16 protein-coding genes are annotated in these 16,616 nt (G+C 41.1%); 12 read left to right on the top strand and 4 right to left on the bottom strand.

Features of this window, described 5'->3' with window-relative positions; all coding sequences use genetic code 11:
- Positions 1-58 precede the first annotated feature (58 nt).
- Positions 59-2,026, top strand: coding sequence for a methyl-accepting chemotaxis protein (locus tag AAGD16_RS13895; protein ID WP_377112485.1), 1,968 nt, complete (start codon positions 59-61; stop codon positions 2,024-2,026).
- Between the two features lie 80 nt (positions 2,027-2,106).
- Here AAGD16_RS13895 and rnk read toward each other — a convergent pair whose 3' ends face one another.
- The 4 genes from rnk to AAGD16_RS13875 all read right to left on the bottom strand — a co-directional run bounded on the left by rnk (position 2,107) and on the right by AAGD16_RS13875 (position 5,271).
- Entirely contained in the window at positions 2,107-2,520 is a 414-nt protein-coding gene (rnk, locus tag AAGD16_RS13890; RefSeq protein WP_024601929.1) for a nucleoside diphosphate kinase regulator, read from the bottom strand.
- 178 nt (positions 2,521-2,698) lie between these two features.
- Positions 2,699-4,345 (bottom strand): chaperonin GroEL, encoded by a 1,647-nt coding sequence (gene groL / locus AAGD16_RS13885; RefSeq protein ID WP_013466037.1) that lies wholly within the window; start codon positions 4,343-4,345, stop codon positions 2,699-2,701.
- A gap of 49 nt (positions 4,346-4,394) precedes the next feature.
- Positions 4,395-4,682, bottom strand: coding sequence for a co-chaperone GroES (locus AAGD16_RS13880; RefSeq protein WP_008113511.1), 288 nt, complete (start codon positions 4,680-4,682; stop codon positions 4,395-4,397).
- A 109-nt stretch (positions 4,683-4,791) separates the two neighbouring features.
- Positions 4,792-5,271, bottom strand: coding sequence for an FxsA family protein (locus AAGD16_RS13875; protein WP_013466036.1), 480 nt, complete (start codon positions 5,269-5,271; stop codon positions 4,792-4,794).
- A 240-nt stretch (positions 5,272-5,511) separates the two neighbouring features.
- On the opposite strand from AAGD16_RS13875, the gene cutA reads away from it, so the two are divergent.
- The 11 genes from cutA (at position 5,512) to hflX (ending at position 16,582) form a co-directional block, all read left to right on the top strand.
- Positions 5,512-5,832 carry a divalent-cation tolerance protein CutA gene (gene cutA, locus AAGD16_RS13870; RefSeq protein ID WP_013466035.1) on the top strand — a complete coding sequence of 107 codons (321 nt, stop codon included), beginning with the start codon at positions 5,512-5,514 and terminating at the stop codon, positions 5,830-5,832.
- Positions 5,832-7,637, top strand: coding sequence for a protein-disulfide reductase DsbD (locus tag AAGD16_RS13865; RefSeq protein ID WP_377112482.1), 1,806 nt, complete (start codon positions 5,832-5,834; stop codon positions 7,635-7,637). The genes cutA and AAGD16_RS13865 overlap by 1 nt, the downstream gene beginning before the upstream one ends.
- A 229-nt stretch (positions 7,638-7,866) precedes the next feature.
- Positions 7,867-8,319: a type II 3-dehydroquinate dehydratase gene (gene aroQ, locus AAGD16_RS13860; RefSeq protein ID WP_013466033.1), complete on the top strand. Its 453-nt coding sequence runs from the start codon at positions 7,867-7,869 to the stop codon at positions 8,317-8,319.
- Positions 8,320-8,352: 33 nt separating this feature from the next.
- Positions 8,353-8,814 carry an acetyl-CoA carboxylase biotin carboxyl carrier protein gene (gene accB, locus AAGD16_RS13855; RefSeq protein WP_024601932.1) on the top strand — a complete coding sequence of 154 codons (462 nt, stop codon included), beginning with the start codon at positions 8,353-8,355 and terminating at the stop codon, positions 8,812-8,814.
- A 26-nt stretch (positions 8,815-8,840) separates the two neighbouring features.
- On the top strand, positions 8,841-10,181 hold the full coding sequence (gene accC, locus AAGD16_RS13850; RefSeq protein ID WP_013466031.1) for an acetyl-CoA carboxylase biotin carboxylase subunit: 1,341 nt from the start codon (positions 8,841-8,843) through the stop codon (positions 10,179-10,181).
- 126 nt (positions 10,182-10,307) lie between these two features.
- The gene (gene tsaE / locus AAGD16_RS13845) at positions 10,308-10,775 is read left to right on the top strand and encodes a tRNA (adenosine(37)-N6)-threonylcarbamoyltransferase complex ATPase subunit type 1 TsaE (protein ID WP_013466030.1); all 468 of its coding nucleotides are present in this window, start codon (positions 10,308-10,310) and stop codon (positions 10,773-10,775) included.
- Between the two features lie 28 nt (positions 10,776-10,803).
- Entirely contained in the window at positions 10,804-12,147 is a 1,344-nt protein-coding gene (locus AAGD16_RS13840) for an N-acetylmuramoyl-L-alanine amidase (protein ID WP_024601933.1), read from the top strand.
- 29 nt (positions 12,148-12,176) lie between these two features.
- The gene (gene mutL, locus AAGD16_RS13835) at positions 12,177-14,003 is read left to right on the top strand and encodes a DNA mismatch repair endonuclease MutL (RefSeq protein WP_368485108.1); all 1,827 of its coding nucleotides are present in this window, start codon (positions 12,177-12,179) and stop codon (positions 14,001-14,003) included.
- A 10-nt stretch (positions 14,004-14,013) separates the two neighbouring features.
- Positions 14,014-14,931, top strand: coding sequence for a tRNA (adenosine(37)-N6)-dimethylallyltransferase MiaA (gene miaA / locus AAGD16_RS13830; protein WP_028835550.1), 918 nt, complete (start codon positions 14,014-14,016; stop codon positions 14,929-14,931).
- Positions 14,932-15,012: 81 nt separating this feature from the next.
- Complete coding sequence (gene hfq, locus AAGD16_RS13825) at positions 15,013-15,276, top strand: RNA chaperone Hfq (RefSeq protein WP_013466026.1); 264 nt, start codon at positions 15,013-15,015, stop codon at positions 15,274-15,276.
- 16 nt (positions 15,277-15,292) lie between these two features.
- Entirely contained in the window at positions 15,293-16,582 is a 1,290-nt protein-coding gene (gene hflX, locus AAGD16_RS13820) for a ribosome rescue GTPase HflX (protein WP_013466025.1), read from the top strand.
- The last annotated feature ends 34 nt before the right edge of the window (positions 16,583-16,616 follow it).

Raw genomic sequence — 16,616 nt, 5'->3', positions numbered from 1 at the left:
AAATCCATTAACCTTCTTATACTTAGTTAACGCTGTTTGGTTGTAACTGAGGTTAAAAATGTTAATACAGAAAAAAATGTATGCGGGAAGCTTATTACTTATCGTTTTCTCTTTGCTCGTTTTAACCGTAATTATGCAATGGGTGATAACGCCAATTATAAAAAATGAAGCTATTTCTGCAGCTAAGTTACAGGCTAAAGTAATCGGAGAATCATTTGCTAAGGATTTAGGAAAAAGTGCAGCATTAACTAAAAGCTTATCTGTTGTTGCTCAAACACTTCCCCTTGATAAAGATCAATTTATTAAAAATTTGGCACCGTTAATTGCTAGTGGTACAGGTATTGCCGGTGGTGGAATATGGCCAGAGCCAAATATGTTAGATGCATCAGCACAAAGGGCATCTTTGTTTTGGGCTAAGGGCGATAATGGTCAATACACTTTATTAGATGACTACAACCAAGCTGATAGCAGTCCATATCAACAAGAAAGCTGGTATACAAGTGCTGCTAACGCTCAACCAGGCGTATGTGTTTGGTCTGAGGCTTATGTTGATGCAGTCTCGAATGTGCCTATGGTAACTTGTTCCGTTAAAATTGAGCGTAATAATCAGTTTTGGGGAGTCGCTACTTTAGATATAGAGCTTTCTCATATTGAAAAGTCACTACTTGCTGAAAACCAAGCAACCGGTACCTACAGTTTTATTATTGATAGTGCGCAGCAGTTTGTTTCTATTCCTGCATTTAGAGATACGAATTTAGCCATGCTAAATTTTTCACAAGCTGTAAGTAAAGATAGCTCTTTACAGCCTTTAGTTAACGCCTTGAAAAATGAAGATAGACTCGTAGCAGAGTTTAGTTCTGGTGTCATAAAGGGGGATAGCTCAATTCTAGTGACATTCTCACTGCCGGAGCAAAAGTGGCGCTCTGGCGTGATAATCCCAACAGCGATTGCAAAAAAAGCAGCTAATACGCTGACATATTATTTGTATGGTTCATTCATTGTACTCATTGTTATATTTATATCGGCATTATTAGTCTTTGGTAAGCGATTAGTTGAGCAAATAGAGCAGACTTCGGCGCAAGTTAGGTCATTAATGCAAGGGCAAACAGATTCTAAATTACCAATATCGGGGGATGATGAAATGAGTCATCTTTGCGAAGCAATTAATGATTACGGTGATCATCTTATTAAAATTCTTGGGCTGATTAAAGAAGAGGCGGCCTCAGTAAAAAACAATGCTGAATCTATTGATAACTTGAGTAGTAATAGTCAGCAACGCGCACATGAACTAATGCAAGAAAATGAACTGTTAGCCACGGCTATCAATGAAATGTCGATAGCGGCTTCATCGGCATCAGAAGATATTGGTGGCGTTGCAGATATTACCGCTAAGTCATCAGATCTTGTAAACTCTGGATTTAATGTTATTGAACAAAACGCAGAATCTATCCAGCTGTTGTTCAATAAACTAACTGAGTCGTCCAATGCAATATCACAAATCTCTGAAGATTCACAGCAGGTTGGTTCGGTATTAGATGTGATTATGAATATCTCTGAGCAAACTAATTTGCTTGCGCTTAATGCTGCTATTGAGGCTGCTCGTGCTGGTGATTCTGGAAGGGGGTTTGCGGTCGTTGCTGATGAAGTTAGAACACTGGCACAAAGAACGCAACAATCAGCTGGTGAAATTGAAACCATGATAAGTCAGTTACAACAAGCGGCTGCAAAAGGAGTCAGTGTTATTCAAGAATGCCGAGAGTTCTCAGAAGTGGTCAATGATCGTTCAAATACAACACGCACGCAATATGAAAATATAGTCGATGCATTTAACGACATTAAAGGGCGCTCAGCAAGTATTGCCGTAGCCACTGAAGAACAGGCTCAAGTAACCGTCAATGTTAAAAAACTAGCGGAACGGATCCGAGAAATATCAGGGCAAAATGCCGCCGATGCCGAAGACTTTAGAGAAGTAAGTAAAGCCTCTAATAGTCAAGCACAAAGGCTATACGATATTAGTCAGCAGTAACTCAATAAAAAAATCCAAGCCTTGCTTGGATTTTTTATATAAATTTGTTTATTAATTTAAAATTGTGAGGATTTAAAAGTCTATCTATGAAGCTCGCCAGCTCTTTCTGGTTGATAAGTTACCTCTTTAATAGTTACTGTTATTAACCCTCCGCCTGGCTTTGGCCATTCAATTTGATCTCCTTGTGAAAGGCCAAGTAATGCACTACCAACAGGGGCTAAGATTGATATTTTGTTGCCACTTGAGTCAATATTCTTCGGGTAAACAAGCGTTAAAGTAAACTCCTCACCTGTAGATTCAACAACAAAGTTCACTGTTGAATTCATGGTTACCACGGTTGAGGGAACTTCGTGTGGCTCCACTATGTTAGCTCTACCAAGTTCTGCTTCAAGTTCTTTTTCACCCGCAAAACTGTTCGCAGGTAACGATTCCATTAGCGCATACAATCGATCTGCATCCAGTGATGAGATGATTATTTCAGGTTTAGTATTCAACTTAATATCCTTAATCATGTTAAATAAAATTTACTCTGGGTATAGCTTGCAGGAACTCAGTTGCATTGGAATACACTGAGATAATTTTATTGTTGTCTTAGTGAATTTATTTTATCTCTATTGCTAAAAACCCAGCCGAAGCTGGGTTTTTATTTGAGCTAGGTGTGTGAGGGGATGATTACATCATGCCGCCCATACCACCCATTCCGCCCATGCCACCCATATCAGGAGCGCCCGCTTCTTCTTTAGGAATTTCAGCGACCATTGCTTCTGTGGTGATCATTAGACCGGCAATCGATCCAGCAAACTGTAATGCAGAACGGGTTACTTTCGTTGGATCTAGGATACCCATTTCAATCATGTCGTTGTATTCGCCAGTGGCTGCGTTGTAACCGTAGTTACCTTCACCGCCTTTCACTGCGTTAATCACAACAGATGCTTCGTCGCCTGCGTTTGTAACGATTTGACGAAGTGGTGCTTCCATCGCGCGAAGTGCCACTTTAATACCGTGGTTTTGGTCTTCGTTATCGCCTAGTAAGTCTGCTAATTTGCTAGCAGCACGCACTAATGCAACACCACCACCTGGTACTACGCCTTCTTCAACCGCTGCGCGAGTTGCATGTAATGCATCTTCAACACGATCTTTTTTCTCTTTCATTTCAATTTCAGTAGCGGCACCTACTTTGATTACTGCAACACCGCCAGCTAATTTAGCCATGCGCTCTTGTAGCTTTTCTTTATCGTAGTCTGAAGTCGCTTCTTCAATTTGTGCTTTGATTTGTGCAACACGGCCGTTAATACCGTCTTCTTCACCAGCACCATCAATGATTGTTGTATCGTCTTTAGTGATTACTACACGTTTAGCTGTACCTAAGTCTTCAACCGTTGCTTTTTCAAGCTCAAGGCCGATTTCTTCAGAAATCACAGTACCGCCAGTTAAAACCGCGATATCTTGTAGCATTGCTTTACGACGATCGCCAAAGCCAGGTGCTTTAACCGCTGATACTTTTACAATACCACGCATGTTATTAACTACCAGTGTCGCTAACGCTTCACCTTCAAGGTCTTCTGCGATAATCAGTAGAGGTTTACTTGCTTTAGCAACCGCTTCTAATGTTGGTAATAATTCACGGATGTTAGATATTTTTTTATCTACAAGTAAGATAAATGGGTTATCTAGTTCAACCGCGCCTTTTTCAGCGTTGTTGATAAAGTATGGAGATAAGTAACCACGGTCAAACTGCATGCCTTCTACAACATCTAGTTCGTTTTCAAGTGATTGACCTTCTTCAACGGTGATAACACCAGTGTTACGGCCTACTTTCTCCATTGCATCAGCAATGATTTCACCAATTTCTTTATCAGAGTTAGCTGAAATAGTACCTACTTGTGCAATCGCTTTAGTATCAGCACATGGAACAGAAAGCGCTTTAAGTTCTGCAACTGCAGCAATGATTGCTTTATCAATACCGCGCTTGAGATCCATTGGGTTCATACCCGCAGCAACTGCTTTAAGACCTTCGTTTACAATAGACTGAGCAAGCACAGTTGCGGTAGTGGTACCGTCACCAGCAGCATCATTTGCTTTAGACGCTACTTCTTTAACCATTTGTGCGCCCATATTTTCAAACTTGTCTTCAAGTTCGATTTCTTTTGCTACAGATACACCATCTTTGGTGATCACTGGAGAGCCAAATGATTTGTCTAATACAACGTTACGACCTTTAGGGCCTAATGTTACTTTTACTGCATTTGCTAGAATATTTACGCCAGTTAGCATTTTTGCACGTGCGTCGCCTGCAAACAGTACTTCTTTTGCTGCCATGTTTAATTTCCTCTAAATTCTTAAAATGTGTGTTAAACGAAAAGTAGGTTTAGCCTACAATGCCTAAAATATTGTCTTCACGCATGATCAGGTACTCTTGACCTTCGATCTTTTCTGTTTTTTCAACATATGAGCCAAATAACACAGTGTCACCGGCTTTCACTTCTAATGCTCGAACGTCACCGTTTTCTAAAACGCGACCATTACCTACGGCAACAACTTCTCCGCGAGTTGATTTTTCAGCTGCAGAGCCAGTTAATACAATACCGCCAGCAGACTTGGTTTCTTCTTCTAGACGCTTGATGATTACGCGATCTTGTAAAGGACGAATGTTCATGTTTTTAGTTCTCCTAACAGTTTCTGAACAGTACAGAAAAAAGTGTATCTAATTTGCTTTCATTAATGGGGGTGGAGTGAAAAATTCCAAGAGAAAAAATGATAAATTTTTAATCTTTTCGCTCGTATTCACCATCTATGGTCTTAGGGCGGTTTTCATCTTGCTCGTGATGCATTGATTGATGAGTTTGCGAAAACCCTGAAGTGCCAGTTTGATGCATGCTGGCGCTCATTCTTACAGTTGCTTGACTAGCAAGTCCTGCAGCTAATTTGTTACGAATAGCAGGGGTAAGAAGCAGTAAGCCAAATACATCCGTCATAATGCCCGGGGTTAATAAAAGTACCCCTGCAATAATTACGCAAATACCGGTAAACAATTCTTTAGCAGGCATTTGCCCTTGAGCCATTTGCATTTGTACGTTTTGTAGTGCGCCCATTCCTTGCTGTTTCACCATTTTTGCACCCACAATGGCGGTTAGTACCACTAAAGCGATTGTTGCAAAGCCACCTATCACGTCACTAACCTGAATTAGTAAGGCAATTTCAATAATAGGGATGATGATAAACAGCAAAAATAAAATTCTAAACATAAGACTCTCTAAAAAAATGACACTTATTAAGGTGCTAATGAAATATAAGTGAGGGTTGTCGGGTCTATTTTCAAGCTAATAAGAGTAAGTAATAAACGTTAATGTTAGTAAAGTTATAGGTAGCGGGTCTAAATCAATTTACTGCAAAGACCCAAAATGCAGACAGAGTTCGTGTCTACACATTATACCCGCTATCAGCTACTATGGGGCTAGACCCCCGTAAACAAGTAAAGGTTCACTATGACAACGCAATTTAAACTTATTTTTACCACTTGCAAAGATAACGATGAAGCCCGTTTATTGGCTATGGCGCTAATTGAAAAGAAATTAGCCGCTTGTGTAAATATTTTACCGGCCATGACTTCTATTTACATATGGGAAGGTGAAGTAGCTGAAGCAACTGAAGTAAAGCTGCTAATTAAAACTAAGGCTGACAAAATGAACGATGTATTTTTAACCTTAAAAGATCTTCACAGCTACGAAGTACCAGAAATACAAGTTGTTGATGTAGCAACGGGTAACTTGGCTTACTTTAATTGGATGGATGAGGTGCTTCATTAATGCGCTTTATTTTATTTTTTTTATTAAGCGTATTAATGGCGCCTGCTTGGGCAGCACAAAATACCCTTGATGATTTTCTTAAACCGACTCAGCACACATTTTTACCGGTAAATGAAGCGTTTGTATTTGATTTTGACCAGCAAGGAAGTACGTTATTTGTTGGTTGGGATATCGCTGATGACTATTACCTATATAAAGATAAAATAGAAATTATTGCCAAAGGTGCCAGCATTGATGTGCCTGAGTTGGGCGCTGGTGAAATAATTGAAGATGAATTTTTTGGCAAAACTGAGGTGTTTTTTAATTCTCTTAGCGTTATCAGCAAACTAAGTAATGTGAGTGAAGATGGCGTTGTTAAGGTGCGTTATCAAGGCTGTGCAAAAGCAGGGCTGTGTTATCCACCTGAAATCATCAGCATTCCATTAAGTGTACTGGCAAGTGAAACTAATACTAATGACAATACCGCAGCAAGCAGTGAATTTGCAGCACTTAGCCAATCTGCAGAAAAACCAGCAACTGCATCAACACCTGATAAAGAGCTCACATTTACAGAGCAGTTAGCTAGCCAAAGCTTAATGGTTAACTTAGCTATTTTCTTTGCCGTGGGTGTGGGTTTGGCATTTACACCGTGTGTATTTCCGATGTTCCCTATTTTATCTAGCTTAATTGCGGGTCAAAAGAACCTGTCTACTAAAAAAGCATTTGCCCTATCATTTGTTTATATTCAAGGCATGGCGGTTACCTATGCAGCATTAGGGCTTGTGGTTGCTGCGTTAGGCGGGCAAGTGCAAGGCTATTTACAGCATCCATATGTATTAATTAGCTTTAGCTTATTGTTTGTACTGCTGGCTATGTCGATGTTTGGTTGGTACGAAATAAAGTTACCCAGCGGCATGATGAACAAGCTAACCCAAGTGAGCAACAACCAAAAAGGCGGTAACTATATTGGGGTGTTCTTGATGGGGGTTTTATCAGGGCTTATTGCATCTCCTTGCACTACAGCGCCTTTATCAGCCGCATTATTATTTGTGGCACAAAGCGGCGATTACCTAGTCGGCGGGCTAACACTTTACGTACTGAGTTTAGGTATGGGGCTACCGCTGTTATTATTAGGTACATCGGGAGGTAAGCTATTACCGAAAGCTGGCAGCTGGATGGAACAAGTTAAAACCTTATTTGGTTTTATTATGTTAGTTGTGCCACTTATTTTGCTAGAGCGCATTATAGATATTGAAATTATTATGCTTATGGCAGGCTTATTAGCTATCGCCACAGCGCTTTATTTCCACTATTGGCAAAGCGCCCAAACTCAAGGCAAATTAAAAACCTTATTGTGGTTTATGGCTGTTTTATTGATGCTTACTGGCTTTAATTTAACCCAAAACTATTTTTGGCCAACACAAGCCGTGAGTTTACAAACAACCTCGCAAAGCAATGAGTTTAAACACGTTGCCAATTTAGCCGAGCTTAAACAAGCCGTATCACAAGCAAATAGCGAAGGGCGCATGGTTATGGTGGACTTATACGCTGACTGGTGTGTAGCGTGTAAAGAGTTTGAGCATTACACCTTTCCCGACCCGCAAGTACAAAGTGAGTTTAGCCATTACCAACTGATTCAAATTGACTTAACTCAAAGCGATAATGAAACAATTGAGCTAATGGAAGCATATTCAGTGTTTGGTTTACCGAGTATTTTATTCTTTAATACTCAAGGTGAAGAGCTAAGTGCACAACGTGTCACTGGCTTTTTAAATGCGGATGATTTCGCTAAGCACCTTGCTGCAGTGCGTGCCAGCGCTGAATAACCATTCTATATGGCACAACATGATTGTTAATGTTGTGCCATTATTCCCCCTTAAGATACGTCCCCAAAATAGAGATTAGACCAGTATTTTGCTGCTATTTACTTCGAAATCACTATAATAGTTGGTTAACGTGAGAAATTGTTGCTATCTTACTTTTTTCAGCTTACTTTTTAGTGAAAAATTAGTTAGTAACCGCTTAACTCATTACTTATAGGATATATCGCGTATTATGGCTGCAAAATTAAAGATTTTAGTTATAAATGGCCCAAATTTAAACATGCTAGGAAAGCGTGAGCCCGATAAGTACGGTTCGCACTCTTTAGAGCATATTATGAGCGAGTTAAACAGCGCTGCTAATAGTTTAGATGTGGCGTTAACGCATTTTCAAAGTAATAGTGAGCAAGCGCTCATTGAACGCATTCATGATGCTTGGCAAGCGGTTGATTACATCATTATTAACCCTGCAGCATTTACGCACACAAGCGTCGCATTACGTGATGCATTGCTAAGCGTTGATATTCCGTTTTTTGAAGTGCATTTAAGTAATGTGCATGCACGTGAAACGTTTCGCCATCATTCTTATTTTTCTGATGTGGCGCAAGGCGTTATTTGTGGATTAGGTGCAATGGGCTATCACGCTGCTTTACATGCAGCGGTGAGCCGATTGCAAAACTCAAACTAAATTTAAACTAACAAACTAATAGGCGGGTCGTTTATGGATATTCGCAAGATCAAAAAACTAATTGAATTAGTAGAAGAATCAGGTATTGCAGAACTAGAAATCACTGAAGGTGAAGAATCAGTACGTATTAACCGTAACAACATGAGTGCCGGCCCTGCATACGCGCAATTTGCTCCACAGCAATATGCTCCAGCACCCGCTCCTGCGGCTGCACCAGCAGCACCTGTAGCAGAGTCTGAAGCACCAGCGGCAGGTCCTACAGGACACCAAGTTAAATCACCTATGGTAGGTTCTTTTTACGCAGCAGCTTCTCCAGAAGCGCCAGCATATGTTGAAGTCGGTTCACAGGTTAAAGTTGGCGACACATTATGTATCGTTGAAGCAATGAAAATGATGAACCAAATTGAGTCAGATAAAGCCGGTACAGTAAAAGCTATTTTAGTAGAAAACGGCGAGCCAGTAGAATTTGATCAACCTTTATTCATCATTGAATAATAGCGCAACGTAAAAGGCCAACTCTCATGTTAGATAAAGTAGTCATTGCAAACCGAGGTGAAATTGCACTTCGTATATTGCGCGCCTGCAAAGAGCTTGGGATCAAAACGGTTGCTGTGCATTCAACGGCGGATCGCGATCTTAAGCACGTATTACTAGCAGATGAAACCATCTGTATTGGTAAACCAGCAGCAACTGAAAGTTACTTAGACATTCCACGCATTATTGCCGCAGCTGAAATAACTGATGCGGTCGCTATTCACCCAGGTTATGGTTTTCTTGCTGAAAATGCCGACTTTGCCGACCAAGTTGAGCAAAGTGGCTTTGTATTTATTGGTCCTCGTGGCGACACTATTCGCCTAATGGGCGACAAAGTATCAGCTATCGAAGCGATGCGTAAAGCCGGTGTTCCATGTGTGCCAGGTTCTGATGGTCCGGTATCGGATGATAAAGAACGCAACATGCAAATTGCTAAGCGTATTGGTTACCCGGTAATTATTAAAGCAGCTGGCGGCGGCGGTGGTCGTGGTATGCGTGTTGTACGCAACGAGGCTGAGTTAATCAACTCGATTGCGCTTACGCAGCAAGAAGCTAAGCAGTTCTTTGGCAACAGCATGGTTTACATGGAAAAATTCCTTGAAAACCCACGCCACATTGAAGTGCAAGTATTGGCCGATGGTCAAGGTAACGCGGTTCATCTAGGTGAGCGTGATTGTTCAATGCAACGTCGCCACCAAAAAGTAGTGGAAGAGGCGCCAGCACCAGGGATTACTGCAGAAGTACGTAAGTTCATTGGTGAGCGTTGTACACGTGCGTGTATCGAAATTGGTTATCGTGGTGCAGGTACGTTTGAGTTTTTATACGAAAACGGCGAGTTTTACTTCATTGAAATGAATACCCGTATTCAGGTTGAACACCCAGTGACTGAAATGGTTACCGGTGTGGATTTAATCAAAGAGCAGCTAAAAATTGCCGCTGGTCAGCCATTATCATTCACTCAAGACGACGTTGTTATTCGTGGCCACGCTATTGAGTGTCGTATTAATGCTGAAGACCCTGAAACCTTTATTCCATCACCAGGTAAAATCACTCGCTTTCATCCAGCTGGTGGTTTAGGTATTCGTTGGGACAGCCATATTTATGCTGATTACACGGTACCGCCACATTACGATTCTATGATTGGTAAGCTGATCACTTACGGTGAAAACCGTGATGTTGCTATTGCTCGCGCTCGTAATGCATTGAATGAGTTGGTAATCGACGGTATTAAAACGAATACGCCATTGCATAAACGCATTCTTGCAGATGAAAACTTCAAAAACGGTGGTACAAATATCCACTACCTTGAGAAGAAATTAGGGCTGTAAAGTCTATGCTAATTAAAAACCGGCTCAGGCCGGTTTTTTTATCTTTAAAAAAGAGGCAGTATCACCTTAAATAAATAATCTGGTATGATTAACAAATATGCGCTTTTCGTAAATTTTGAGGTAATCATGTCGTGTAGTTTTGATTTTCATTTAGTCGATGAAAATGCCACTGTTGCTATGGGTAATAAATTAGCTGCCATAATAGAACAGGGCGCAGTTATTTATTTGCATGGTGATTTGGGGGCCGGTAAAACGACATTTACTCGCGGTATAGTGCAAGGTTTTGGTCATACAGGTAAGGTTAAAAGTCCCACTTATACACTTGTTGAACCTTACGAGCTTGTGCGTGGCAATGTCTATCATTTTGACTTATACCGATTAGGTGACCCAGAAGAGCTTGAATTTATGGGAATTCGTGATTATTTTTCAGAAACGGCAACTTGTATTGTTGAGTGGCCGGAAAAAGGCGGAGAATTTATTCCTGTTCCCGATCTAAATGCTACGCTAAGTTATGTAGGTGATGAGCGTAAAATTGTTATTAACAGTGCTAGTGAGCGTGGTGTAGCAATTGTCGAAAAACTAAATAATAGATAATAAAATAGTTAAGGCAGTGATTATCAAAATGAGTCGTGGTTTAGTTAAACTTTTTATTTACCTCATGGTTTTTACAGTGAGCTTGCCATTGTGGGCGCAAAACACTATTAATAGTGTGCGTGTCTGGCCATCCCCTGATAGCACCCGGGTGGTGTTTGATCTCGACGATAAACCCGATTTCAGCTACTTTATGCTAAAAAATCCAAGCCGTTTAGTGGTTGATTTAGAAAACACTGATGAGTTGAAAACATTGCCAGGTGTGCCACCAAAACACCAAATTGTTAGTAAGTTACGTTACTCGAAACCTAAAAATAAACACAGCGTGCGTTTAGTGTTTGAATTAAATGGGCCAGTTAAACCAGTTATATTTGCACTAGCCCCCACAGGCCCTTATAAAAATAGATTGGTGGTCGATTTATACGATAAAAGCCAAGCTAAAGGTGCAATTACCCCTGCGCAAACGGCGGCTAAAAAACGCCAATTAAGCCAAGAGCGCGATATTGTAATTGCTATTGATGCAGGGCATGGCGGTGAAGACCCTGGATCCATTGGCCCGTCAGGCACTTACGAAAAAGACATTACACTGCAAATTGCCAAGCGTTTAGAGCGGATGATTGATGCTGAGCGAGGCATGATTTCGCGTATGGTTCGCAGTGGCGATTACTTTGTAAAACTCAATACACGTACCAACCGCGCACGTCAGAAAAAAGCAGACTTTTTTGTTTCTATTCATGCAGATGCGTTTACCAGCCCTGGGCCAAATGGTGCTTCTGTTTGGGTGTTGTCGCTGCGACGTGCCAATTCAGAAATTGGTAAATGGATTGAGGATAAAGAAAAACACTCTGAGTTACTTGGCGGTGCTGCCGATGTAATTAAAGATGCTGCAAATGAAAAGTACTTAGCGCAAGCCTTGCTTGATATGTCGATGGATCACTCCATGAAAACCGGCTTAAACGTGGCTGAGGAAGTAGTTAAAGAGCTACGAAAGGTGGCTAAACTTCATAAAAAAGAGCCGCAACATGCCAGCCTTGCAGTATTAAAGTCGCCAGATATTCCGTCTATTTTGGTTGAAACTGGGTTTATCTCTAATCCACGTGAAGAGCGACTGCTTAAAAGTGCCAATCATCAAGAGCGCTTAGCTAAAGCCATGTTTACCTCAATTAAAAATTACTATTTACGTAACCCGCCTGACGACTCACTGTTTGCGTCATTAAAGTCTCAGTATCCAACAAAACATAAAGTACGTCCTGGTGAGTCACTGAGCATGTTGGCAGGTCGATATGGCGTGAGTATCAGTAAAATAAAACAAGTTAATAAGCTCAGTTCAAATACGCTATTTATTGGTCAGGAACTTGATATTCCTCAGAGTTAATTTTAAAAGCGCACACATTTAAGGTTGTTATGAGTATTGAAATATTACCTGCGCGCTTAGCAAACCAAATTGCGGCGGGTGAAGTTGTTGAGCGTCCCGCATCGGTGGTTAAAGAGTTAGTAGAAAACAGCCTTGATGCAGGCGCGACACGTATTCAAATAGATATTGAACGCGGGGGCCACAAGTTAATTCGTATTCGCGACAATGGAGCGGGTATTGCAAAGGATGAGCTCACATTAGCGCTCTCTCGCCATGCAACCAGTAAACTAAAGTCCCTAGACGACCTAGAAAATATTTGTTCTCTTGGTTTTAGGGGGGAAGCCTTAGCATCTATTAGTTCGGTATCTCGCTTAACCTTAAGCTCTAAACCCGAAAATCAAGAAGCTGCGTGGCAAGCCTTTGCACAAGGCCGAGATATGGCCGTAGAGGTAAAGCCGGTTGCTCACCCTAGCGGTACCACAATTGAAGTTAAAGATTTATTTTTTAACACCCCAGCGAGACGTAAGTTTTTACGCACTGAAAAAACCGAATTTAGTCATATTGATGAGCTTATTAAGCGTATTGCGCTGAGCCGTTTTGATGTATCAATTACATTAACCCATAATGAAAAAGTGGTGCGCCAGTATCGCGCTAAAACTGATCCCGCTCAAGCGATTACGCGAGTCGCACAAGTGGCGGGTAAAGCGTTTGCTGAGCAAGGGTTGCATATTCAATCGGGTGAGGCTGGGTTGCAACTACACGGTTGGGTATTGCCAGTTGGATCGGCTAATACTACTCAGTATACCTATGTCAATAATCGTATGATGCGCGACAAACTTATTCTGCATGCTATTCGTCAAGCATTTGAAGAGGTCAGTGGCGAGCAAGAACTTCCCGGATTTGTGATTTACATTGATATAGACCCACGCCAAGTGGATGTTAACGTGCACCCGGCAAAGCATGAGGTACGTTTTCATCAAGGTCGTTTGGTACATGACTTTATTTTACAAGCTATCAAACAAGTTGTGGTGCCACTTCAAGCTGAGTTTGTTAATTCGCCAGCCGCTCACACGCATCAATCACCGGTTACATCGTTTAACCAAGAACACACGACCAATAGTGAACTTTTTGATTATCCTAAGTCGTCATTACAACCAAGTCATTCGCCATCTACAAGTAATGCCTCTTATAGTGGCAGTCGTCAAGGTGCGGGTAGACAGGTGCGTATTGAAAGCCAAAATTACCATGATGTGAATGCGTTTTATCAGGGCGTGAATGAGCAACAAGCGCAGCACTTTGATACTGCGTCAGCATTTCTACAATCTAATGAGACGCAAGTATCAGATACAGCACTGCGCACTGTCGATATAATAAGCATTGAAAAGGGCGTTTGCGTGTTCAATAATGAAAATCAACTTTATTGTTCACACTTTAAATACGCATTAGCGGATGATTGGCATACACAAATAAAAGAGCACGGCAGCCTTGAAGGTAAAGCACTCCTATTGCCTGTGCGTGTCAACGTATCAAAACAAGACACGGCGCTTCTTGCTGCTCAGCAGTCTTGGTTTACCTTACTAGGTTTTGAGTTATTAATAGAAAAGCAGTTTGTTATGGTAAAGAAGTTGCCTACAAGTCTGTACTTATTAGATGTAAGTGCTGCAATAGATGCATTGCTTGAGGGATGTAAGGCTCAGTTAGCAAGTATTGATGAATGGCTACAATGGCAGGTAAATATAATTCCCGCACGGTTCTATGCGAGCAATGCCTTTTTAGAGCAGCAAGCGCGCTTACAAAATAATCCGCAAACAATTGAACGCTTGCGAGAAAAAGCAGTTAAAATAGATCTAAACTCTTATCTAACGCAATTTAATTAAGGTATTCGTGTTGAGTAATTTACCGGTCATATTTTTAATGGGCCCAACCGCTGCTGGTAAAACAGCATTGGCAATTTCACTGTGTGAGTATTTAAATACTGAGATTATTAGCGTTGATTCTGCGCTTGTTTATAAAGGTATGGATATTGGTACGGCTAAGCCTGATGCCGACGAATTAGCTCGTGCCCCACATCATTTAATTGACTTACTTGATCCGAGTGAAACGTATTCGGTTGCTGATTTTAGACGTGATGCTATAGAAAAAATTGATAAATTTCATCAACAAGGTAAAGTGCCTGTATTGGTTGGAGGTACAATGATGTACTTCAAAGCGCTAATTGATGGGTTGTCGCCATTACCTGAGGCCGATGCAAACGTTAGAGCCGAACTAGAAACACAAGCTAAAGAGCATGGCTGGCCTTATTTATACAAAGAGCTGGTTAAAGTTGATCCGCAAGCCGCACAAAAGATGAGTGAAAATGATTCGCAGCGAATTAATCGTGCTTTGGAAGTTTACCGTATAACAGGTAAAACGATGACTGAATTGCAAAAGCAAAAGCAGCCAGCATTACCCTATACTTTTCATCAATTTGCAATTGCACCCGATGATCGCAGTGAATTACATCATCGAATTGAAGAAAGGTTTAAAATAATGATTGAACAGGGGTTTGAAAAAGAAGTTTCGACCCTATATCTACGTGAGGATTTACATCCCAATATGCCTTCTATTCGTTGTGTAGGTTATAGACAGATGTGGGATTACCTTGCGGGTGAAATTGATCATGATGAAATGATTTTTCGCGGCATTGCAGCCACACGTCAATTGGCTAAACGTCAATTAACGTGGTTAAGAAGCTGGCCTGATGTTACATGGTTAACAACAGGTGATGAAGAAAACTTGCATCGTGTAGTAAGTTCGCTAAGCTAGTAGTAGTTGGACAAAATTTATCTTTGTTAAATCAGTTCAGCCACTTAATTATAATAACACCTAGAACGAAGGAATAATAACATGGCAAAAGGCCAATCGTTACAAGACCCATTTTTAAATGCACTACGCCGTGAGCGCATTCCAGTATCAATTTTTTTGGTAAATGGCATAAAATTACAAGGTAAAATTCAGTCATTTGACCAATTTGTAATTTTGCTGGAAAACACTGTTAACCAAATGGTGTATAAACATGCAATTTCTACAGTTGTACCTGCACGCGCAGTCAACTTCCAAGGTGTTCAGGGAAATGAAGACACTGAAGAACCTGAAGCTGGAAACTTTTAAATTAGGAGCGTAATGCTTGTTTGACCGCTATGAATCTGGCGAACAGGCAATTTTAGTCCATATCGACTTACCTAAAGAGGGGGATCGTGAAGATCTCCACGAATTAGAAATGTTGGTATCTTCTGCTGGTGTTAGTAGTTTGGCGGTTGTGCAAGGCAGCCGTCAAGCACCACATCCGAAGCTATTTGTCGGTACCGGCAAAGCAGAAGAAATAGCTGAAATTGTCAAAATCCACAATGCCGATGTTGTCATTTTTAACCATCAGTTAAGTCCGTCTCAAGAACGTAATTTAGAGCGTGTTTGCCAATGTCGGGTGCTTGATAGAACCACACTTATCCTCGATATTTTTGCTCAGCGCGCACGTACTCACGAAGGTAAACTTCAAGTTGAGTTAGCGCAGCTTCGTCATATGTCGACTCGTTTAATCCGAGGTTGGACCCACCTTGAACGCCAAAAAGGCGGTATTGGTTTACGTGGTCCTGGTGAAACGCAGTTAGAAACCGATCGACGTTTATTACGTGCACGTATTAAAAATATACGCGCCCGTTTGGCTAAAGTTGGCGTACAACGTGAGCAAGGTAGACGAGCACGTACTCGTAATGAGATCCCAACGGTTTCTTTAGTGGGCTATACTAATGCGGGTAAATCAACCTTATTTAACCGTATTACAAATTCTGATGTGTATGCCGCTGATCAGTTGTTTGCAACACTAGACCCAACCTTACGCAAATTAGATATTGGCGATGTTGGTTCGGTTATTTTAGCGGATACTGTAGGGTTTATTCGCCACTTACCGCATGACTTAGTGGCTGCATTTAAAGCAACGCTGACAGAAACGCGAGAGGCTGATTTACAATTACACGTGATAGATGTAGCCGACCCTCGTCGAAAAGAAAATATTGAACAGGTACAAGAAGTACTCAAAGAAATTGAAGCTGATGATGTACCGCAATTACTTGTATACAACAAAATTGATGCGCTGGATGATGTAACCCCACGTATTGATCGCGATGACGAAGGCCAACCTATAAGGGTATGGTTATCAGCAAAAACAGGTGAAGGTTGCGAGCTGCTAAGTGAGGCTATTAGTGACCTACTAGCTAAAAAGATGTTGAGTGAAACTTTAATACTGGCTCCTCAGTATGGACGTTTAAGAGCATCTTTATTTAACTTAAGTGCAGTACATAACGAACGTTTTGATGAGCAAGGTAATTGGTTGCTAGATGTGCGATTACCTATGATTGAGTGGAATCGTTTGATTAAAGATTTTGGCCCAGAGATTGAAAGTTTTATTAGCTGCGACTAAAAACTGAAAGATTAATGTCGGTTTTAGTATAAGA

The organism is Pseudoalteromonas sp. M58, from assembly GCF_042604605.1.
Classification (GTDB): domain Bacteria; phylum Pseudomonadota; class Gammaproteobacteria; order Enterobacterales; family Alteromonadaceae; genus Pseudoalteromonas; species Pseudoalteromonas tetraodonis.
Note: the sequence above shows the minus strand (reverse complement) of the source record. Positions and strands in the feature narration are given on the sequence as shown.